The organism is Janthinobacterium salmonicoloratum, assembly GCF_051380845.1.
Classification (GTDB): Bacteria; Pseudomonadota; Gammaproteobacteria; order Burkholderiales; family Burkholderiaceae_D; genus Janthinobacterium; species Janthinobacterium lividum_F.
The window spans coordinates 859,800-880,653 of record NZ_JBNYXV010000001.1 but is presented as its reverse complement, the minus strand read 5'-3'; the positions used below and the strand labels follow the sequence as shown (position 1 = coordinate 880,653).

The window sequence follows — 20,854 nt, the reverse complement described above, 5'->3', positions numbered from 1 at the left end:
GGTATGCATGCACTGTAGCCAGGCGCGCACCAATGCGCCATGCGGATGCGACCAGCCGTGGTTTTGGCGGGATGGCCTGCAAAAAAACGGCGCTGAAATGCCTGCGCGCGGGGCTGGCGGGCGACCGCTTGAATTGAGGCCTAATTCGCCCTGTATCCGTGCATATGAATGCCATTGCCCTATGGCATTATTCGACACTGCATAGTGTTGTGCGCCGTTGTCGCGCACGCTCGGCGCGCGGCAGGTGCTGCGCCAGCTGTCCTGCTAGAATCGGCATGGCAGCCGTGTTGCGCGCACTTGCGCACACAATAATTCTCATCAGGAGTCACACATGTTCCAATTGTTTGGTTTTGGCGGCGCCCGCTGCCCGCGCTGCGAGCACAAGAACGGCGCTGCCGCCGGCTATTGCGCGCAATGCGGCTTGTCGTTGGGGGCACCCGACAGCGACGCGGTGCTGCATGCCAATCAATGGCATCTTGCTGATGGGCAACTGGCCCTGTTCTTTGGCGTGCGCGAACTGTCCTCGCTGTTCGGCAGCGCCGTGCGCCGCCTGCAGGTGCCGGCCGAGTCGCGCGCCTGGATCGTGCAATCGGACGCTTTCACCTTGATACCGGTTGGCGACTACGACAGCGCCGCCTTCTTCGCGCGCCTGCCCGCGCTGCTGCCGGCGCGTCCGGCCGAAGTGCTGATCGCGCGCGCCGACGCCGTCAGCCTGGAATTCGACCTGCCTGGCCTGGCCAGCACGGAGCTGCTGAACATCGCCGCGTCCCTGCGCGTGGACATCGCGCTGGGCCAGCCCGATGCGTTCGCACGCCAGTTCATGCGCGCGCCGGGCGCCGTCACGCGCGCCCACCTGCACGCCTTGCTGCTGCCCTCCGTGCGCCAGATTGCGCTGGAATTCATCGGCAGCCGCGCGCTGCGCGAGATGGACGCGAATGCCGACCTGCGGCCCGAATTGAATGAACGCCTGCAATCGGCCCTGACGCAGCGCCTGGCGCCCAGCGGCCTGGCCGTGGCCCGCGTGGAAACCCTCAGCCTGCGGCACGACAAGCGCGAGGGAGACGCCGGCGCCAGCATCGGCACCCTGTGGCTGGGCGGCTTGCTGGCGCAGGAACTGGAGCATCACAGCCTGGAACGCATGAAACAGCTCGACCAGCTGTATGACGAGGAAGAGTGGCAGCGCATCCGCCGCGAAGAACTGGCGGCGCGCCACGTACACCGCCGCGCAGAACTGCAGCAGGACGCGACGGTGGAAAAGGCGGAGCTGAACCACCAGGAAGCGGAGCGCCTGCAAGCGCTGCGCGGGCGCCAGATCGACCTGTATGGCCGCATCCTGGAAGCGAAATCGCGGCGCCAGGCGCTCGACCATGGCGCCGCGCTGGCGCTGGGCGAGCTGGAACAGGAACTGGCGCAGAAGGGCGCGCAGCGCACCGAGGAAGCGGCCAACTGGGAACACGTGCGGGCGCTGGCCGCTATCAAGATGCGCAGCGAGCTGGAACTGTCGCAGCTGCATGGGCGCGAACAGATCCAGCTGGCGCAGCAGCGCTTTACACATCAGGTGCACCTGCAGTCGATCGCGCAGCAAGTGGAAAGCGCGCTGCTGATCGACGACGAGACCGGGCGCCGCACCCAGCTGGCGCGCCTGCGCCAGGCGGAGGCGGATGCGGCCCAGCGCGAGGCGCAGCTGGAGGCGGAGCAGCACCAGGCCGCCTGGCAGGGCCTGATGCTGGCCAACGCGGCGCGCAAGCGCGAGGCGGAGCGGGTGCAGGAATGGGAAGAGCAGATGCAGCTGGCGCGCCAGCGCGAATTGCTGCGCGCCGAGGCGCACAAGGATGAAGCGGCCCAGGTGCAGGCGGCAGAGATTGCGGAAAAAGTCGCGGCGCTACGGCGCGGCGGCGCGCGCGAGGACGCCATCGCGCAGCAGGAAAAGCTGCTGCGCACCATCGAGGCCGATGGCGTGCACGCGCGCCAGTTGCAGCAGCAGTCGCAGCTGGCGCAGCTCGACGCGCTGGCCATCGAGGAACAGCGCCAGCAACTGCGCCAGCTGGAACAGGAAGCGCAATGGCAGCGCGACCTGCTGGCCATGGCGCAGCAGCGCGAAAGCGATTACGCGCGCTGGAAGGGCGAATATGAAGCGCTGCTGGCGCAGCAGGCGCATGCCGCGGAACTGGCGCGCATCGACATCGACCGCGTCGAGAAAATCGGCTCGCTGAGCGACACGGGCAAGGTGGCCATGGCGGCCGGGCAGAATGCGGCCGCGCTGGCGCAAGTGCTGAAGGTTCAGCTGCAGGCGGGCATGAGCGCCGAGCAGATCCACGCGCTGGCCGCGCTGGCGGCAGCCGAGAACAGCGTCGCGCCGCTGGACGCCATGCGCATGGCGCAGGACAGCGTGGCGCAGGAGCGCAGCTACCTGGAAGGCCAGGCGGAGCGCGAACGGCGCCAGCAGCTGGACTTGATCAACCTGCAGAACGCGGCGCACGCGCATGGCCTGTCGGCGCAGGCGCAGCTGGGCGTGGCCGTGGCGCAGGCGCTGCAGCCAGGCGCCGCCGCTGCCGCGCCGGTCCGCTGCAAGAACGGCCATGCGCAACGCGCGGGCCATCCGGAAGATAAATTCTGCGCCGCCTGCGGCGTCGCCCTGCAGCCTTGATGGAAGCGTTTCACCCCAGATGATGCAAAAAGCACGAGACAAACTGCGGGAACTGCGCGCCCTCCACGACGATGGGCTGCTCAGCGAGCAGGAATTTGAACGCCGCAAGAACGCCATCCTCGACGCCGAATACGCGCCGCCCGGTACCGCAGCTGCGCCCGCGCCGCTGCCCGTGCGCCAGGGCACGGAGCTGGGCTTCATGACGGGCCAGGAAATCGGCCCGCAAAACCGCCGCTACCGGCTTGAACGGCTGATCGGCACGGGCGGCATGGGGCAGGTGTGGCAAGCCACCGACCTGGCCACGCACGCGGAGTTGGGCAGCAGCGAAATGGTGGCGCTGAAGATATTGCCGCCGCAGCTGACGCAGAGCGCCACGCATGCCAAGCTGCTGATCGAGGAAGCCACGCAGGCAAGAAAACTCGCGCATGAAAACATCGTGCGCGTCTACGAGTGGGCGCAGGATCCGGCCACGGCCAGCTATTTCATCATCATGGAATGCCTCGATGGCGAAGACCTCGAGCACTATCTGGCGCGCGAGGGCGCGCTGCCCCTGTCCACCGTGCAGCAATTGCTGCAGCCGGTGGCCGACGCCCTGTCGTACGCGTGGGAAAAGCACAAACTGGTGCACCGCGATATCAAGCCGGGCAATGTCTTCCTGACGGCGAAAGGCGATGTCAAATTGCTCGACTACGGCATCGCTACACGCGTGCGCAATGCGGACAGCAGCCTGGCGTTGGACATGCCGAATGCGGGCACGCATGGTTATCGGGCGCCCGAGGCAGGCGCCAACCAGCGCCAGCCCAGCCCGCGCCTGGACGTGTATGCGGTGGCCGTGATGATTTACCAGATGCTCGAAGGGCGCATGCCGTTCGACGACACGCGCAGCGCCAGCCATTTGCCATCAACACCGCAGGCGCTCAACGCGCAACAGTGGCAAGTCTTGCAGAATGGTTTTTCCTTGACGGCGGAACTGCGGCCCCAATCGGTGCAAGCCTTGCTGGAAGGGCTGGAGCGCGCAGCCGGGCCGTCGCCAGAGGAACTGGCGGAACACGCGCGTCAGCAGCAGGCGCGCGCGGCGCAGCAGCAAAAGCAGGCGGCGCTGGCCGCCGAACAGGCCCGCGAGGAAGAGATCAAGCGGGCCCGGATACGCCAGGAAGAACTGGATCAGCGCCGCAAGGCGGAAATCCAGGCGGCCGCGCTGGAAAAGCAGCGGCAGGACAAACTGCGCCGCGAGCAGGAGGCGCAGCGCCATTTCGAAGCGGAGGAGGCGCGCAAGTTGCGCAAGGAAGCGCTGCGCGGCCAGTTGCGCGCGCGCCGCGAAGCCGATGCCGCCACGGCCCTGCAGGAACATCAGGAACTGCAGCGCAAGGCCATCGTCGCCAAGGCGGAGGCGGCCTATCGCGCCGAGCAGGAACGGGCGCGCCGCGAAGAGGCCAGCCGCGCCGCCGCACCTGCCCCTGCGGCTGCTCTGGCATCGGCAGCAGAGCACGTGGAACCGGTGGCCAATGCCGAAGGCATCTTGCGCGATGATTTTCTCGATGGCTCGGGACAGGGGCCGGAACTGGTGCTCATTCCCAGCGGCCGCTTCCAGATGGGCGCGCACGAGATCGAACACAAGGCAGCCATCCAGGCCGGTTCGCAGCAGGCCTGGCTCGAGCGCGAGATGCCGCAGCACTGGGTCGGCATCGAGCGCCCGTTCGCGCTGGCGCGCCACCCCGTCAGCGTGGGCGAGTGGCGTGCCTTCGTCAAGGCGACGGATTGGGCGGGCGGTTCCGAGACGGACTGGGACAATCCCGGTTTCGTGCAGAACGATCAGCATCCGGTCGTCGGTGTGAGCTGGAATGACGCGCAGCTGTACCTGGCGTGGCTCCGCGAGCGCACGGGCCGGCAGTACCGCCTGCCCAGCGAAGCGGAATGGGAATACGCCTGCCGCGCCGGCACGCGCACGGCTTTTAACGTGGGCGACACCATCAGCACCGAGCAAGCCAACTACGACGGCCTGTACGTGTACAACGGCGGTCCGCGCGGCGTGTACCGGGGCGGCACCACGCCACTGGGCACTTTCGTGCCGAATTCCTGGGGCCTGTTCGACATGCATGGCAATGTGTGGGAATGGGTGCAGGACGTGGTGCACGACAATTACGAAGGCGCGCCCGTCGATGGCAGCGCATGGGAAGAGGGCAGCGACAGCAGCCGGCGCATCCTGCGCGGCGGCTCCTGGCTGTACCACCCGCGCTACCTGCGCTCGGCCCTGCGCAACGGCTTTTCCACCGTGCTGTCAAACGATATCGTGGGCTTTCGGGTGGCGCGCACGCTCGATTGATACTGCGTGGGGCGGCCTCTCTCGGATGAACTGAAATACCTGGGTAAAGCCGCGGGCCTGGTGGCGCAGCATTCCCGGCATGCCGTATCGAATGGCCAGGCAGCGGGGAAAAAGCGGGGGAGGGGCCTGCGCCAAGCGGGCAAACGGTGTAAATTGTGGCTTTCCAAACGTACCAAGGAACGCCATGACCATCAAAGCCATCCGCGACCAGTCGCAAGCCATGCGCCACATCGTGCACGTGCGCGATCACATCATTTCCGCCGACGCCTCGGTGGAGGAGGGTGGCGGCGACGCCGGCCCGTCGCCGCACGACCTGTATGACGCGGCCCTGTCGGCCTGCAAGGCGCTCACCGTCGTCTGGTACGCCAGGCACAAGGGCATCCCCCTGGAACACGTGGAAGTGTCGACCGAGCGCGATGCCAGCGAAGAGCGCAAAGGTGTGTACCGCCTGGCCGCCACCCTGCACCTGACGGGCGACCTGACGGATGCGCAGCGCCAGGAATTGCTGGCCGCTGCCGGCAAATGCCCGCTGCATAAATTGATGACGGCTGTGATCACCGAAGTGACGACGGTGCTGGCATGAGCGCGGCCATCCTGAAAAGCCACGAAAAAGACCTCGGCGGCGGCTTCGTCGTGCGGCGTTTGCTGCCTTCTGCAGTAAAACAGGCCGTCGGGCCCTTCATTTTCTTTGACCATTTCGGCCCCATCGACGTGGCGCCCGACGCCAACCACGACGTACGCCCCCATCCGCATATCGGCCTGGCCACCGTCACCTATCTGTTCGAGGGCGCGATCGACCACCGCGACAGCATCGGCTCGTACCAGCGCATCGAACCGGGCGCCATCAACTGGATGACGGCCGGTCGCGGCATCGTGCATTCCGAGCGCACGCCGCACGACCTGGCGGGACAACCGCACCGTACCCACGGCTTGCAGCTGTGGGCCGCGCTGCCGAAGGCGCATGAGGAAGACGAGCCGAGTTTTACGCACACGCCGCAAGCCGACATTCCCGTCGTGCCGCTCGATGGCGCCGTGGTGAAAGTGTTGATCGGCACGGCGTTTGGCCAGACTTCGCCCGTGCGCACCTATATGCAGACGGTGTACCTGGATGTGGCGCTGCAGGCGGGGCGCGAGCTGCGCCTGGACGGCTTGCCGCCGGAAGCGGCGGTGTATCCGATCAGCGGGGACGTGCTGGTCGATGGCGTGGCGCTGCTGCCGCACACCATGGCCTTGCTGGAGGAGGGTAAGGTGCCTGTCGTGACGGCAGGCAGCGGTCCGGTGCAATTCGTCGTGATCGGCGGCGAGCCGCTGGACGGCCACCGCTTCCTGTTCTGGAATTTCGTCTCGTCGAGCAAGGAGCGTTTGTCGCAGGCGGCCGACGACTGGAGCGCCCAGCGCATGGGGCAGGTGCCGGGCGAGACGGAATTCATCCCGCTGCCGAAGGCGCCCCTGCGCCCGGCAACCTAGGCGCCTGGTTTAGAAGCGCGCGCGCAGGGTCAATGCGGCCTTGCGCGGCTCGCCATAGAAATTGCCCCACGCAGGCGCGCCTACTGTCTGGTAGTAGCGCTTGTCGAGCAAGTTCGTCACGGACAGCGACGCCGTCCAGTTGCGGTCGATCTGGTAGGCGGCGCGCGCGCTCCACAGTGCATACGCGCCTTGCGCCACCGTCACGTCGCGCGTCACGCGCGAGCTCTCCGTCTGGAAGTTCACCCCGCCGCCCACGCTCCACTTTTGCAGGGCGCCGGGCAGGCGATAGTCGCTCCACGCGCGCAGCATGTGGCGCGGCGAGTAGGTACTGGCGAACATCACACCCGCATTCGAGGTCTGTTCCAGGTACTTGAAATTGTTCAGGGTATAGCCGGCGAACAGTTGCCAGCCTGGCGCCACCTCGCCGCTGATTTCCGCATCGAGGCCTTCGCTGCGCACCTTGCCCGCCGAGAAATAGCACTCCGTGCCGTTGGAGCAGGTATTGACCAGGTCGAGCTCCGCGCGGTTGCGCTGTTCGATGCGGAACAGCGCCAGCGAGGTATTGACCTTGCCGTCGAACAGTTCGCCTTTCACGCCCACTTCCAGGTTGCGCCCTTTCAGCGGGTCGAGCAGGGCGCCCTCCGCCGTGCGCTGGTTTTGTGGCTGGAAGATGTCGGAGACGCTGGCGTAGCCGGACCAGCGCTTGTCAAACGCGTAGATCACGCCGCCATACGGCGTGACGACGCCGTTTTCTCGATACGGGTCGATGTACACCTCGCCCGTGTCGCGGTACACGCTGCTCCATTTGTAGTTTGACACGCGCGCGCCGGCCACCACGGTGAGCGGATCGCTGACGCTGAAGCGGGCCACGCCATACGCGGCCGTTTGCGTCATGGTTGTCAGGCTGTGGGCGCCGCCATACTTTTCCTTGCGTATCCAGGTATCGCTCGGTTCCGCTACGCCGTGATTGGGTTGCAGCGCGCTATTGGGCAGCTTCATCATGGCCAGGCTGTAATCGCTGTCGCTTTCCAGTCGGTTCGTGCTGATGCCGGCGCTGAAGCCGTGGCGGCGACCGAAGGCGTTGAATTTGCCATCGAGCGACAGGTCGACACCCTTGTTGGTGGTGCCGTAGTCGAACACGCCGGCGTACATCATCATGCCGGCCAGGGTGGCGGGATTGAGCGCGCCCAGGTTGAACATGTATTTCACGTCATGCTGCTCGCGCGTGTAGTTGGCGCTGGCCTTGAGCGACCAGTCGGCATTGAAGCGGTGTTCGAATTCGGCGAAGGCGGCCGTCTGGCGGCTGTCCCAGCGGTTCCAGTCGGCGCCGAGGTAGGTCGAGCGGGGCAGTTTCGGGTCGCTGCCATCGAGATAACGGGGCATGCCGGAGAAGAACGGCGTCGAGTGCAGCTTTTCGTAGCTGGCGCCCGTCGTCAGCTTGCTGCCCGGCGCCAGGTCGAATTCCAGCACGCCGTACAGCACGTCGGTGCGGCTGTCGGCCACGTCATAGAAATAATTGCGCTGGTCGTGCGCGGCCACGGCGCGGCCACGGATGCTGCCCGATTCGTTCAAGGGACCTGTGACGTCGATTTCGCCGCGCACGTCGTTCCAGCGGCCTGCGCTGAGCGCCAGCTGCACCTGCTTTTCCGCCAGCGGGCGCTTGCGCACCATGTTGATGGCGGCGCCCGGCGAGCCCGTGCCCTGCAGCAGGCCCGTGGCGCCACGCACGATTTCCACGCGATCCAGCATGGCCGTATTGCTGGTAAAGCTGTTCGCCTGCGGGTAAAACATGGCGCGGTTGACGCCATCGAACTGGTAGGTCTCGACCATGAAGCCGCGCGAATATACGTAGCGCCCGCCCATGGGGCTGTCGTACATGGTGATGCCGGTGGTATTGGCCAATACGGCGTCGATGGTGTTGAGGTTCTGGTCGTCCATTTTCTGGCGCGTGACGACGCTGACGGATTGGGGAATCTCGCGCAGGGTTTGCACGCCCTTGCCGATGGTGACGGCGCGCGCCGCGTACGAGTTGCTGTGTTCACTGACAGGGTCGCGCTCCATGCTGGCGCTGACCGTCACGGGCGCCATGGTCTTTTCCACGCCGGCCGCCGAGGCGGAGGATGGCGCCGCCTGGCGCAGCACGTAGGCGCCGTTGGGCAGCTGCACGGCTTCCAGGCCGCTGCCGGCCAGCACCTGGGCAAAACCTTGGCTGACGTTGAAGCTGCCGCGCACGCCGGGCGAACGCAGGCCGCGCGTCTGCGCGGGATCGGTTGACAGGCTGACGCCGGCGGCGACGGCAAAATCGTTGAGGGCGGTGGCCAGCGGGCCGGCTGGCACGGCGTAGGCTTGCGGCGCCGCAGCAGCCTGGCCTTGCGCCAAGGCTGGCGCGGAGACGAAGGCGGCGGGCGCGGCGCAAGCCATGGCGATGATGGCCAGGCGGATGGCGCGCGCGGCAGGATGGAGGACGGGGGTGGTCAGCTGCATGCTCGGTCTTTCTGCTCTAAGGGATAAGGAAATGGCGTATGAATCGGCTTCTTACTTGTTAAGCCGAAGCAGCGCATCGAAACACCAACCCCTGGCGCAAAAAAACTGAAAATAATTAGGCCGGCCTGGCCGCCACCGTGGCCCAGTAGCGCGTGAAGTACGTCACTTGCAGCCCGTGCGAGGCGCACAGGCTTTCCAGTACGGCGTCGATATCGTCGAGCCGGTAGGTGCCCGTGACGGGGCGCCGCGCCACGGCAGCGTCGCACGCCAGGCGCCCGCGCCGGTAGCGCGCCAGCTCCGCCACCAGCTGTTGCAGCGGCCAGTCGGCGGCCACCAGCATGCCGCGCAGCCAGCTGTCCTGATGCGTGGGCATGGCCTCCACTTCATCCGCGCCAGTGTCGCCAAAGCGCAGCTGCTGTCCCGCTTCCAGGCGGCGCACGGTATCCGGTCGCGCCGCGCAGCGCACCTCCACGGCGTGCTCGAAGACGCTGACGGTGCTGCCATCGTCGTCGCAGCGTATGCCGAAGCGCGTGCCCAGCGCGCGGATCACGCCGTGCGGGGTGTCGACCAGGAAGGGACGCGGATCGGGTGCCGTCGTGATCATGATTTCGCCATGGTGCAGGCGGATGCGGCGCTGCGTGGCGCTGTAAGCGACATCCAGGGCGCTATCCGTATTCACCTCCAGGCGCCCGCCATCGGCCAAGGTGACGTGGCGGCGCTGGCCCGGCGCCGTGCGTAAGGACGCCGTCAAGGCTTGCCATGGGCCGGATTGCAAGCCCGCCTGGCCCAGCGCGATGCCGCCGCCGGCCGCCACCAGCAGCGCGAGTATCTTGGCGGCCGCGCGCCGGCGCTGCTGCGCCGCCTGCAGCGCGGGAATCGCCAGCGCTGCAGGTATCGTGCCCAACTGGCCGTCCATGCGCTGCAGCAGGTCCCAGGCCCGTTCATGCTCGGCGCTGGCGTCGCGCCATGCCTGCAGGGCGGCCGGGTCGGCGCTGCCGCATTGGAGCTCCACATGCCAGTGGGCGGCCGCGGCCAGCACCTTGCGGGCAAGAGGGGCTGAACGCGAGGCTGAATGCGGGGCGGAAGGAGAAAACATCAGCCGGCCGCCAGCATCAGGCATTCCGTGTAGGCGCGCACCAGGTGTTTCTTGACGGTTGGCAGGGATATGCCGAGGCGCCGGCTGATGTCCACATAACTGAGCTCCTCAATTTGCGCCAGCAGGAAGACGGCCCGTGTGCGCGCGCCCAGGCTGTCGAGCAGGCGGTCGATGGCGAGCAGGGTTTCGATGATGATGGCATGCGTTTCGGCGCACATCGATGCCGGCTCAGCTTGCTGGGCCAGCGCTTCCAGGTAGGCGTGCTCCAGCGCCTGACGCCGGTAGCGGTCGATCAGCAAGCCGCGCGCAATCGTCGCCAGGTAGCCGCGCGGCTCGCGCAGGGGCGCCAGCGGTGTCACCTCGCGCTTGCCCAGCAGGCGCAAAAAGGTGTCCTGCGCCAGGTCGGCCGCCTCGGCGCGATTGCCCAGCTTGCCGCGCAGCCAGCCATACAGCCAGCCGTGGTGCTCGCTGTACAGGGTTTTCAGGTGGATGGCATGGACGGGACTGACGGTACTCACTGCGTTCTCCAGGCAAGGGAAGAGCTGGGCTGACGGAACGCGGGGTGCCGGCTGGCTGGGCTGTTTGAGAATGATACTCATTATCACATTGCCACGCCGCCCGCGTCAATTGGCGTCGCCGCCCAGGCGCCAGCGCTCCTGCCACTGTTGCAGATCCGCCCAGGCTTGCTGCAGGGCGGTGGCCGACCAGTGCAGCAAACTGTCGAGCGCCAGCAGGGTGCGCCGCAGGTGGATGCCGTCAAAAAACACGTGGTCCGCCACGACGGTGGCGGCCAGCCAGGCGGCGATGATGACGATGATGTCGTGGCGCCCGCTTTTCCACCAGCGCAGCGAGTGGCGGCGAAAGATCCACGGTACGCCCAGCGGATTGGGCCAGTCGGCCAGCAAATGCATGATGCCGCCGGCGGCAAAGCCGAACAGGGGTGGCGCCCACAGGTGGTGCGGCAATTGCAGATAGGTGTAGACGAGCAGGGCAATCCAGGCCAGGCCCCAGTGCGTCCACGTGCGGTGCGTGATCCACAGCCGGTGCGTGCGCGCCCACCAGGCCACTTCCAGCCAGTCCGGCGCCGTGCCGCCCAGCGCGCCCATGACAAAGGCGAGCATGCTCAGCACTTGATAGGGGCCACCGGCGCCAGCGTGCGCGACCAGGGCCGCGGCGATCACGCCGGCAGCCCAACCGGTCGCATGATGCGCTTTGTTGGAAGCCATAGGAAATGTAAAACGCCATGCGGGCGCTTTGTGAAATGCAAGGGATATTAACTGGATGAATATACAGTATTCAAGGGCGTGGAGGGGTGCTATTTGCAGAATATCTGCCATTAAATTGTTAAATTGTGTGTCGGGAGGGTTTGGCCAGCGGACTTGGCAAGTCATGCCGGGCAGTCAAGTATGTTGTGCGGCTGATAATGCAATTGGCGCAGGGCGCGCTATGCTGGAGGTAGTCCTACGTTTTGAAGAGGTTGCGCCATGAAAATCCCTCGCGAACTGCAGATTCCCGCCATCGTATTTACGCTGGAAGCGGTGTTTATATTCGGTTTGTCAATGATTTTTCTCGTACTGGTACCCCGCTAGTGCCTTGCGGATAACTGCAGATTTACAACACTGAACAAAACCGTAGCGAGTTGAAGGGAGAGGTGGTCGAGAAGCGCAACCGTACTCTAGTACGGTGAGCATCGCAGGCCGCCTATACCGACGCGCAGTAGGTTTGGTGCAGTGTCCCTATGCAGTTTGCATGGCGCTATCGCACAGCGTCGCACCTTCGGTGCGAATGATCCAGCATTCCGGATACGGTTCGCTGGCGAAGCGGTTGTGCCGCCCGAAGCCGCTGAGCTTGTCGAGCGCGGTGGCGGGCGCCAGCGCTGTTTCCTTGCCGCTGGCCGTGTCCAGGTGCCAGAAACCGCCGTTGCGGTGGAAGAGTAGGGGGAGGCAGCTGGCCTGCGGCGTGGCCAGGTGGCTGGCCGGGCTAGGCTGGGTGTCGGGCAGCAACAGGTAAAAACACTCGGCGCGGGCGCCGTGGTCGATGCGGTGCAGGATCACGCCGTGCGCGAGCAGGGCCGTGACGCTGAGTACGACGATGCCCTTGATGCTCGCAGACAATTCGATGCGCATGCCCAGGCGCAGCGCGACGGGCTTGTGCTTGCCGGGCCATACGCCGTCGAGCAGCATACCGTAACGCGACACGTCCTCGATTTCAAAGCCTTGCTGACCGCGGCGGATGATGGCATGGCGGCCCGACAGGCGACGCGTCAAGCCATTGTTGTCCTGGCCGTCGGGGCTGAAATGGCTGAGCAGCACATCGGCTTCCGGGTCCACCAGTTCGAAACGGCCCAGCATGCATTCTTCCAGCGCGAACAGGCGGATCTGGCGCTGTTCGCCCGCTTCCGGCGCCGCATTGACGAGGCAGGCGGCCTGGCTAGTGTGCGGATGGCAGTGGCTGATGGCGGGCAGGTCGACTTCAATCAACTCCTCGTCCCAGGCGATGGTGGTAAAACCCATGTCGATCTTGCCTTGCGGCGCAGATAAATCCACGTGGGCAATGCCGGCATTGCGTGCCGTCACGTCGAGGTTGCAGCCGTCGCCGCCCGTCACGCGGGCGATCGAGGCGTCGTCGGCCATCACGCGCACGTTCTTGTGTGTGCTGAGGAATATCTGATGGATTTCCGTCAGGGTCGCGTCGCGGCGCGGCACGAGGATGACGAAGGTGCATACCCATTTCTGCGCCGCCGCACCATCGACGTGGCTGTGCACTTCAACTTCGATCTGGTATTGCCCGTGCTCCTTGTTGCGTGAGGAAAACTCGACAAACACGGGACGCCAGTCGCCGCGCGTGGTGCGCACGAAATCATGCTGCACCTGGCCGCGGGGAATCAAATCCGAGCGCAGGCGCATGGTCAGCTGCGGTGCGCAGGCTGCGCTCATGCCGCGCAATTCCATTTTCAGGGTTTGCCGTCCGCCTGCCGCACGGGGATCGAAGCCGCTGATGTGCAGATGGGCTTGCACCGGCTGGTAGGCCGGGGGCACCGCTGACGCGGCAACGGGGGCTGGCGTGAACGTCGGAGGCACGGCGGAAACTGGCACAGGGCCGCTCACGGCTTGAAAGACAGCGTCATGGGCCGGGGCGTGCGAAACCGCCGTTGCCGATGGCTCGGAACGGGCGCTGCGCAGTGCGGTCAACAGGTCGTAGCTGCTGGGGGCAGTCGTCGCTTGCGGGTGGTTGCCCGCGCAGACTGTTTCCCCAGGCAAGACCCAGAACGTACAGTGCGGGTGCTCCGGGTTGCTGCATTTTTTCATGACATTCTGACTCGAATCGAGCGGGGACATTTTGCCCTCTGTTATACCTGAGAGCTTACGCGCTTTTGCACCTGCTTGGCAACTTTCGCAGCGCCGGAAAGCGCTCTTTTTGCCCAAATTCATGCCCCTGATCACACCGCGCTATGTACGCCATGGAAACTATTGCTCAAAAACACATTTTATATCTTTCTGGATATGTTGTTTTGATATTGCATGTAATGTTCTCCCGTCAACGCGCGTGCGCTCCGGACACGCATTTTTACGCCTGCAATGCGAGCCTGGCGGCATTTTGCATTATGCTGGCGCAACCGTTACCCCCCCCCACACGCTGCCTGACGCCGAGAGATGACCATGCCTGTCCAACGCCCGCTCCAGCTTGCCATAGCTTATGGCGCCACCTTGTGCGTATTCCTGGCCCTCGACGCCCTGTGGCTGGCGGTGCTGATGAAGCCCGTGTACGCTGCGGCGCTGGGACCGCTGCTGGCGGACACGCCCCGCTGGGCGCCGGCCACGCTGTTTTATCTGTTGTATGGGGCGGGGTTGCTGGTCTTTGCCATCCTGCCAGGGTTGCGCGTGCGCCGCGGGCGCACGGCGGCAGCACTGGGCGCGGTGCTCGGGCTGCTTGCCTATGGAACCTATGATTTGAGCAACTATGCGACCTTGCGCGACTGGCCGCTGGCCTTGACGGTGATCGACATGGCCTGGGGCAGCGTGCTGTCGGCCGTGTCTGCCACGGCCGGTTATCTGGCTGCTAGCCGCCTGGGGCGGTGAACTCCGCATCGAAGCGCAGCGCCAGCATGGTAATGTTGTCGCTATGCAAGCCTTTTGGCGGGTTGGCGAGGAAATCGTCGAACAGGGTGCTGACGGCCTGTGCGGCAGTCTTGCCGGCACACAGGGCGGGCCAGCGGGCCGTGAGGGCCAGCGGATCCTCGCAGGCCCAGAAACCGTCACTGGCCAGCAGATAGTGGGCGCCGGGCCGCACGCGCAGCACGCGGCGGTCACCCAGGTGGGCCAGGAAGGGCGGCAAGGTGGCCGCATCGAGGCCGCGCAGGGGCTTGTCGAGCTGCAAGCTGTCGCTGATGGCGTTTCCTAAAATAAATGCCTGCGAGATTTGCGGGTGGTGCTCGCCGTGCACGGCGGCACGCCAGCGCGTCTCGTCGAGCGCGCCGCGCATGGCGTACACGGTGGCCGGCACGTGGTCCACGGTGAGGATGCTGGCCGTCCCGTCGGCAATTTCATACAGGCGCGAATCGCCCACGTGATACAGCAGCGGCGCTTCGCCGGGCGGCACTTCCAGCAAGGTCAGGGTGGTGCCGGGTGGCCGTGCCTGGGCTGGCGCGGTTCTGGCGAAGGTGTCCTGCAAGCGCGTGTGCAACTGGTCGAGCCGGGCTGCCAGGCTGGCCGTGTCGAGGCAGGCGGGCATGGCCAGCAAGCCTTGCACGGCCGCCTCCGCCGCTTCGCGCCCTTGGCCGTGACCGCCCATGCCGTCGAGCACGGCGGCGCGCACATGGCCAGACGGCCAGCCCGGCACCTGGCAGTGGAACGGCGCCTGCCGCGACAGGCAGACGGCGTGGCCGCTGGCATCGATCAGCAGGAAATTGTCCTGGTTTTCGCGGCGTGGCTGGGGGCCGCCGCCCACGCTGGTGCCGGCGGCGGCGTCGAGCCAGGGGCCGAAGTCGAGCTCGTCATTAATTAAATGCATCAGTTGGTGCGGTCCAGGCGGCCAGCAATGTTGATCATAGGACGCAGCTTAGCCGATATTGTGCAGGGGCGATACCTTGCCTGTCGCGCAAAAAAACCTGCGGCAGCGGGCTGGCGCAGGTTTTTCATGGTGCGGGTGAAGGGCAGTTCTTAACGGCGATGGCCCCAGCCACGGCCATGATCATGGTAGTCGCGGTCATAGTAGTCGCGGCGGCCATGGTCGCGGTAATAGCCGCGGCCCGGTTGCACGTAGACGACAGCCGGCGGGCCGTAGTAGCGCGGTGGCGGCGCGTAATACACTGGCTGCGGAGCAGGGGCGTAATACACGGGCTGCGGCGCGGGCTGGTAATACGTTTCACGGTAGCCGCCGCGATAGCCGCCACGGTCATAATAGCGGTCATTCGTGCTGATGCTGTTACCGACAGCGGCGCCAAGCACGCCACCGACGATTGCGCCGTTACGGCCGCCGGTGCTGTTGCCAATGGCCGCTCCGACGACGGCGCCTGCAACGGTATTGAAGTCGCGGTCACCGGCGACTGCGGCCGAAGACACAGCCACTGCCGCTACCATTACCGCACCCAGGAGTTTCTTGTTCAACATGGCATTTCCTTCCATTCCGGCGAGATCACAATGATCTGCATGAACAGGACTATATCTGCTGCTCACCGCTTGTTCCACGTCTAATACAACTTATTACAATCCTGCCCCGGCGGTAACAAGTCAGCGCAGGCGCGCCTGCCATTCCGGACGCAGCAGGCTGTACATTTTGACGTCGCGCATCACGCCGTGGATAAAGAAGGCCTGGCGCATCAAGCCTTCCTGGGTAAAGCCGTTCTTTTGCGCGATGCGTTCGGAGCCGATGTTCAGCGGGTCCATCAGCAGCTCCAGCCGGTGATACGGATAGGCGCTGAACAGGTAGTCGACCACCAGGCGCGTCGCTTCGCTGATGTAGCCCCGTCCGTCCCGCTGCCGGTCGAACAGGCGGTAGCCGATCTCGCGCGAGGCTGGCGTGCGGCTCTTGAAGTGCGTGATCGTGCCGATGATGTGCTGGGCGTGATCTTCGATGAGGAACAATTCGCTATCTTCGGTCACAAAACCCGATTGCAGGAAGTCGCGCCGCATGGCCTCGGGCGACTTGAACTGCATCGAGAAAAACTCGCCGCGCGAGGGCAAGTCGTTGACGAGGGAAATATAGGTATTCAGGTCGGCGGCGGTCAAATGCCGTATGGTGCAGAGAGTTCCCTTGAGCATGGCGGTATCCGGTGGCGATCACGATCTGCATGGTAATCGACTCTGGCGTAAACAGGCAATCGATGCCGTAAAAGTTGCTGCAATGACAGAATAAATACGCTATCGTAGAAAGCCGCGCCTTGCCCACGGCCACGGCGTACCCGCTTCGACCTTGTAGACTGGAACTGAACTCACATGCATACCATCCTGACTGGCGCGCCACTGCGCCGTTCCGTTTTATCCCTTGCCCTTGGCTGCATCGTCAGCGCCGGCGCCTTTGCCGCCGCGCCAGGCAATACGCCGCAAGCGCTGGCGCAGGTGCGCGACACCGCGCTGCAAAGCGACTGGGCGTATGCGCGCCTGGCCGACATGACGGATTTGATCGGCCCGCGCCTGTCCGGTTCCGCCGGCGCGGCCGCCGCCGTGCAGCAGGTGGCCGAGACCATGCGCCAGCTGGGCGCCAAAGTCACCCTGCAGCCCGTGAAAGTGCCGCACTGGGTGCGCGGCGTGGAAACGGCGGAAATCGTCGACTATGCTGGCCGTCCGCAGGGCGTGTCGCAGCGCGTGGTGCTCACCGCCCTGGGCGGTTCCGGCCCCACCCCGGCCGCCGGCCTGACGGCGCCCGTGATCATCGTCAAGAGCCTGGATGAACTCAAGGCCCGCGCGTCGGAAGTGAAGGGCGCCATCGTGCTGATCGACACGCCGTTCGACCAGGAGATGGCCGAGCGGGGCCTGGCCGGCGTGACCTACGGCCAGGGCTCGCGCTCGCGTTTCCTAGGACCGAAGGCAGCGGCCGACCTGGGTGCGGCCGCCGCGCTGGTGCGCTCGATCGGCGGCGCGAACTTCCGCATCCCGCACGCGGGCGCCACGGGCCTGGACGACAATAAACGCATACCCGCCGCCGCCGTCACCGTGGAAGACGCCTTGCTGATGGGCCGACTGGCCGCGCGCGGCCCCCTGAAAATGCACCTGACCCTGACGCCGCAAAACCTGCCGGAAGCGGACAGCTACAACGTCATCGCCGACTGGCCGGGCACGGACAAGGCCGACGAAGTGGTGGTGGTCTCGGGCCACCTCGATTCCTGGGACCTGGCGACGGGCGCGCACGACGACGGCGCCGGCGTGGTGGCGGCCATGGGCGTGGTGGAAACCCTGAAAAAACTCGATTATCGCCCGCGCCGCACCATCCGCGTGATCGCCTGGATGAACGAAGAAAATGGCGGTCGCGGTGGCCAGGCCTATTTCGAGGCCCACAAGCAGGCGCTCGGTAAACAATATGCGGCCATCGAGATGGATAGCGGCGCCGGCCGCCCGTTCGGCATCCTCGCCAGCGTGGGGCCGAAAGCGGAAAAGCTGTTTGCGCCCCTGCGCGCGGCCCTGCAGCCGATGGGCGCGCACGCCTTCACGCGCCGCGACGCGCTGGGTACGGGCGATTTGCACCGCCTGGAAACGGGCGGCGTGCCCAGCTTCGAGCCGCTGGTCGACAGCCACAGTTACTTCCACTACCACCATACGTCGGCCGACACCTTGGACAAGGTCGACCCGGATAACCTGAAGCGCAACGTGGCGCTGATGTCGTCGCTGGCGTGGTTCCTGGCCAATATTGACGGCGAGATCGGGCGCGCGCCGGAGCAGTCGGAGTAAGGATGCGGCGCCTGCCTATGGTGCAGTACCGTTTAAATCGCGTTCAGCGGTATCTTCAGGTAACGCACGCCGTTGTCTTCCGGCTCGGGCAGCTTGCCCGCATTGATGTTGACCTGGATGGCAGGCAGGATCAATGTCGGCATGTCCAGGGTGGCGTCGCGGCTGGTGCGCATGGCCACGAATTGTTCTTCCGTAATGCCGTCGCGAAGGTGGATGTTGCTGGCACGCTGTTCGGCCACCGTCACTTCCCAGCGCGGCGCGCGGCCATCGGGTGGGTAGTCGTGGCACATGAACAGCCGCGTCTGCGGCGGCAACGCCAGCAGGCGCTGCACCGAGCGGTACAGCAGCGCGGCCGAGCCGCCGGGAAAGTCGCAGCGGGCCGAGCCCACGTCCGGCATGAACAGGGTGTCGCCCACGAAGACGGCGTCGCCGATCTGGTAAGCCAGGTCGGCCGGCGTGTGGCCGGGCACGTGCAGGGCGCGCACTTCCAGTGTGCCGATATGAAAAACCTGGTCGGGCGCGAACAGCTGGTCGAACTGCGAACCGTCGGCCCTGGCGTCATCCTGATGGTAAACGGCGGCGAACGCCTGCTGCACCGTCCGGATAGCGGCGCCGATGGCCACGTCGCCGCCCAGTTGCTGCTGCAGGTAGGGCGCGGCGGAAAGATGATCGGCGTGCGCATGGGTTTCCAGCAGCCAGCAGCACTGCAAGCCGTGTTCGCGCACGAAGGCGATCACCTTGTCGGCCGAGGCGGTCGACGTGCGGCCCGCCTTGGGATCGTAGTCGAGCACGGAATCGATGATGGCGCAGTCCCGGCCATCGGTCTCATATACCACGTAGGTGACGGTGGCGGTGGCGGGGTCGAAGAAAGCTTGGATTTGTGGAGTCATCACGGCGGCAAGGGACGGACAGGGAAGGGCATTATATCGCCAGAGTTCGCCCAAAAAATGTTGAAAATTGACATTTAACATGCGAAAAACAGATAAGAGGCCGGACAAGGCGCGCGACTAACGTGCGCACCCTGTGCCTTGCCGCATGCTAACCTCATTCTTACAAGGAGGAATTCATGAACGATATGACTGCACGCAGCGAACAGTACCGCGGTTTTACTATTTCCGTGACCCCGCAAAAGGATAACGACGATTTATGGGATTTTACCTACCGCCTGCAGCGCGAAGGCGAATCCGAGGCGCAGGCGATTACGCGCAGCCGCACCCTGGGCGGATATGCGGCGCCCGAGACGGCTTGCACGGCTGGTCTGGAAGTGGCCAGGACGGAAGTGGATAATCTGCTGCGTCCTTGAAGCAGCGTAAATTGTTTAGCCCGAAAGTGAGCCTGACTACGGCTGGCGCGTGAAACACATCGCTGCCAGTCGCGCTTCATGCTACGATTTCCATTATTGAGTCAGTCACGAAGGAGGCATCCAATGAATAGCAGTTCTAAAATTCACTATAAGGGCTGGGAAATCGCTCCCTTGGCCGTGCCCACCACAGACGGCAAATGGTCGGCCAGTTGCGACATCGAACGCGCTACTGCGGAAGGCCTGGAAGTATTCGAAGGCTCGACTATGCAATTCGTTCGCGACGACGAGGAGGGCGCCATCGCCGCCGCCTGCGAAGAAGCCGTGCGCCAGATCGACAACATCATCGCCAATCCGCTGGTGCGCCTGGCCTGATTCTCTATCCCTTCAGTCCTTGTGTTCCCGCAGCCGGCATTCGCCGGCTGTTTTTCTTTCAAGCGCTGCTGGCTGCACGTCGGCCTGCTTCCCTCCTTTTCCGTCAGTGTTGTTGCATGTTTCAATATTATGTTTCAAGATGAAATAATGAAACGGAAATGAAACGTTTCATTGGTCAAACGTGAGCTCGCTGTTCCCTGGCGGGACAGCCCTGAGTAGCGCGGGTTGGCGCCTTGCCTCCTGTTTTCACTCTGCCGTCACGTGTTTGTCGCGGCGCCGCGCTGGCCTGGCACGGCATTTGCAATACCAATGTTCATAGCCACTCCGTGAAACATTCGGGACCATCCGAAACCCATAAGGTGAACACATGAGTCAATACTCCGCAGGTGCCGCATTCCGCAAGGCTGTCCAGGAAGAATCCCCGTTGCAAGTCGTCGGCGCCATCAACGCCAACCACGCCTTGCTGGCCAAGCGCGCCGGCTATAAAGCCATCTACCTGTCCGGCGGCGGTGTCGCGGCCGGCTCGCTGGGCTTGCCCGACCTGGGCATTTCCAGCCTGGACGACGTGCTGACCGATATCCGCCGCATTACCGACGTATGCGACCTGCCTCTGCTGGTCGATGCCGACACGGGCTTCGGTTCGTCCGCCTTCAATGTGGCGCGCACGGTGAAATCGATGATCAAGTTCGGCGCGGCCGGCCTGCACATCGAAGACCAGGTGGGCGCCAAGCGCTGCGGCCACCGTCCGGGCAAGGAAATCGTGAGCAAGGAAGAAATGGTCGACCGCATCAAGGCGGCCGTCGATGCGCGCACGGACCCGAACTTCGTCATCATGGCGCGCACCGATGCGCTGGCCGTCGATGGCCTGGAAGCGGCACTGGAGCGTGCTGTCGCCTGCGTCGAAGCCGGTGCCGACATGATCTTCCCGGAAGCCATCACGGACCTGGACATGTACGCCACGTTCGCCAAGGCCGTCAATGTACCGATTTTGGCCAACATCACGGAATTTGGTTCCACGCCGCTGTTCACCCTGGACGAACTGCGCAGCGCCCACGTGGGCCTGGCCCTGTACCCGCTGTCGGCCTTCCGCGCCATGAACAAGGCGGCGGAAAACGTCTACCGCGCGCTGCGCCGCGATGGCACGCAAAAGAATGTCGTCGACACCATGCAGACGCGCATGGAGCTGTATGAATCGATCAATTACCACGATTTCGAGCAAAAGCTCGACGCGCTGTTCGCCGCGCAAAAGAAATAAGTAAAGAAGCAGGGACCGCATGCC

18 protein-coding genes are annotated in these 20,854 nt (G+C 64.9%); 9 read left to right on the top strand and 9 right to left on the bottom strand.

Annotated features, from left to right (window positions below):
• Positions 1-331: 331 nt before the first annotated feature.
• The 4 genes from ACQ4WY_RS04040 to ACQ4WY_RS04025 all read left to right on the top strand — a co-directional run bounded on the left by ACQ4WY_RS04040 (position 332) and on the right by ACQ4WY_RS04025 (position 6,437).
• A complete protein-coding gene (locus tag ACQ4WY_RS04040) occupies positions 332-2,647 on the top strand; it encodes a coiled-coil domain-containing protein (protein ID WP_436502931.1) in 2,316 nt (771 codons plus the stop codon).
• Between the two features lie 19 nt (positions 2,648-2,666).
• Positions 2,667-4,970, top strand: coding sequence for an SUMF1/EgtB/PvdO family nonheme iron enzyme (locus tag ACQ4WY_RS04035; RefSeq protein ID WP_436502930.1), 2,304 nt, complete (start codon positions 2,667-2,669; stop codon positions 4,968-4,970).
• Between the two features lie 184 nt (positions 4,971-5,154).
• The gene (locus tag ACQ4WY_RS04030) at positions 5,155-5,553 is read left to right on the top strand and encodes an OsmC family protein (protein ID WP_436502929.1); all 399 of its coding nucleotides are present in this window, start codon (positions 5,155-5,157) and stop codon (positions 5,551-5,553) included.
• On the top strand, positions 5,550-6,437 hold the full coding sequence (locus ACQ4WY_RS04025) for a pirin family protein (protein WP_436502928.1): 888 nt from the start codon (positions 5,550-5,552) through the stop codon (positions 6,435-6,437). Before ACQ4WY_RS04030 ends, ACQ4WY_RS04025 begins: the two co-directional genes overlap by 4 nt.
• A 9-nt stretch (positions 6,438-6,446) precedes the next feature.
• On the opposite strand, the gene ACQ4WY_RS04020 is transcribed toward ACQ4WY_RS04025, so the two are convergent.
• The 5 genes from ACQ4WY_RS04020 to ACQ4WY_RS04000 form a co-directional block, all read right to left on the bottom strand.
• Positions 6,447-8,921, bottom strand: a complete 2,475-nt coding sequence (locus tag ACQ4WY_RS04020) for a TonB-dependent siderophore receptor (protein ID WP_436502927.1) — start codon at positions 8,919-8,921, stop codon at positions 6,447-6,449.
• 115 nt (positions 8,922-9,036) lie between these two features.
• Entirely contained in the window at positions 9,037-10,017 is a 981-nt protein-coding gene (locus ACQ4WY_RS04015; RefSeq protein WP_436502926.1) for a FecR domain-containing protein, read from the bottom strand.
• Entirely contained in the window at positions 10,017-10,535 is a 519-nt protein-coding gene (locus tag ACQ4WY_RS04010) for a sigma-70 family RNA polymerase sigma factor (protein WP_436502925.1), read from the bottom strand. The genes ACQ4WY_RS04015 and ACQ4WY_RS04010 overlap by 1 nt, the downstream gene beginning before the upstream one ends.
• A 105-nt stretch (positions 10,536-10,640) precedes the next feature.
• The gene (locus ACQ4WY_RS04005) at positions 10,641-11,243 is read right to left on the bottom strand and encodes a metal-dependent hydrolase (protein ID WP_353656559.1); all 603 of its coding nucleotides are present in this window, start codon (positions 11,241-11,243) and stop codon (positions 10,641-10,643) included.
• Between the two features lie 510 nt (positions 11,244-11,753).
• Positions 11,754-13,325 (bottom strand): FHA domain-containing protein, encoded by a 1,572-nt coding sequence (locus tag ACQ4WY_RS04000; RefSeq protein WP_436502924.1) that lies wholly within the window; start codon positions 13,323-13,325, stop codon positions 11,754-11,756.
• 351 nt (positions 13,326-13,676) lie between these two features.
• On the opposite strand from ACQ4WY_RS04000, the gene ACQ4WY_RS03995 reads away from it, so the two are divergent.
• Positions 13,677-14,096 carry a DUF2177 family protein gene (locus ACQ4WY_RS03995; protein ID WP_353656561.1) on the top strand — a complete coding sequence of 140 codons (420 nt, stop codon included), beginning with the start codon at positions 13,677-13,679 and terminating at the stop codon, positions 14,094-14,096.
• Here ACQ4WY_RS03995 and ACQ4WY_RS03990 read toward each other — a convergent pair.
• The 3 genes from ACQ4WY_RS03990 to ACQ4WY_RS03980 form a co-directional block, all read right to left on the bottom strand.
• Positions 14,077-15,027: a PP2C family protein-serine/threonine phosphatase gene (locus tag ACQ4WY_RS03990; RefSeq protein WP_436502923.1), complete on the bottom strand. Its 951-nt coding sequence runs from the start codon at positions 15,025-15,027 to the stop codon at positions 14,077-14,079. The genes ACQ4WY_RS03995 and ACQ4WY_RS03990 overlap by 20 nt on opposite strands.
• Positions 15,028-15,176: 149 nt before the next feature.
• Positions 15,177-15,626: a glycine zipper 2TM domain-containing protein gene (locus ACQ4WY_RS03985; RefSeq protein WP_436502922.1), complete on the bottom strand. Its 450-nt coding sequence runs from the start codon at positions 15,624-15,626 to the stop codon at positions 15,177-15,179.
• 120 nt (positions 15,627-15,746) lie between these two features.
• Complete coding sequence (locus ACQ4WY_RS03980) at positions 15,747-16,277, bottom strand: GNAT family N-acetyltransferase (protein WP_353656564.1); 531 nt, start codon at positions 16,275-16,277, stop codon at positions 15,747-15,749.
• Between the two features lie 174 nt (positions 16,278-16,451).
• Between ACQ4WY_RS03980 and ACQ4WY_RS03975 the strand changes: the two genes are divergently transcribed.
• Positions 16,452-17,900 (top strand): M20/M25/M40 family metallo-hydrolase, encoded by a 1,449-nt coding sequence (locus ACQ4WY_RS03975; RefSeq protein ID WP_436502921.1) that lies wholly within the window; start codon positions 16,452-16,454, stop codon positions 17,898-17,900.
• 32 nt (positions 17,901-17,932) lie between these two features.
• On the opposite strand, the gene ACQ4WY_RS03970 is transcribed toward ACQ4WY_RS03975, so the two are convergent.
• The gene (locus tag ACQ4WY_RS03970; protein ID WP_436502920.1) at positions 17,933-18,790 is read right to left on the bottom strand and encodes an MBL fold metallo-hydrolase; all 858 of its coding nucleotides are present in this window, start codon (positions 18,788-18,790) and stop codon (positions 17,933-17,935) included.
• A 176-nt stretch (positions 18,791-18,966) separates the two neighbouring features.
• Between ACQ4WY_RS03970 and ACQ4WY_RS03965 the strand changes: the two genes are divergently transcribed.
• The 3 genes from ACQ4WY_RS03965 (at position 18,967) to prpB (ending at position 20,830) form a co-directional block, all read left to right on the top strand.
• A complete protein-coding gene (locus ACQ4WY_RS03965; protein WP_353656570.1) occupies positions 18,967-19,203 on the top strand; it encodes a hypothetical protein in 237 nt (78 codons plus the stop codon).
• A 123-nt stretch (positions 19,204-19,326) separates the two neighbouring features.
• On the top strand, positions 19,327-19,575 hold the full coding sequence (locus ACQ4WY_RS03960; RefSeq protein ID WP_353656571.1) for a hypothetical protein: 249 nt from the start codon (positions 19,327-19,329) through the stop codon (positions 19,573-19,575).
• Positions 19,576-19,942: 367 nt separating this feature from the next.
• Positions 19,943-20,830, top strand: a complete 888-nt coding sequence (gene prpB, locus ACQ4WY_RS03955; RefSeq protein ID WP_436502919.1) for a methylisocitrate lyase — start codon at positions 19,943-19,945, stop codon at positions 20,828-20,830.
• The last annotated feature ends 24 nt before the right edge of the window (positions 20,831-20,854 follow it).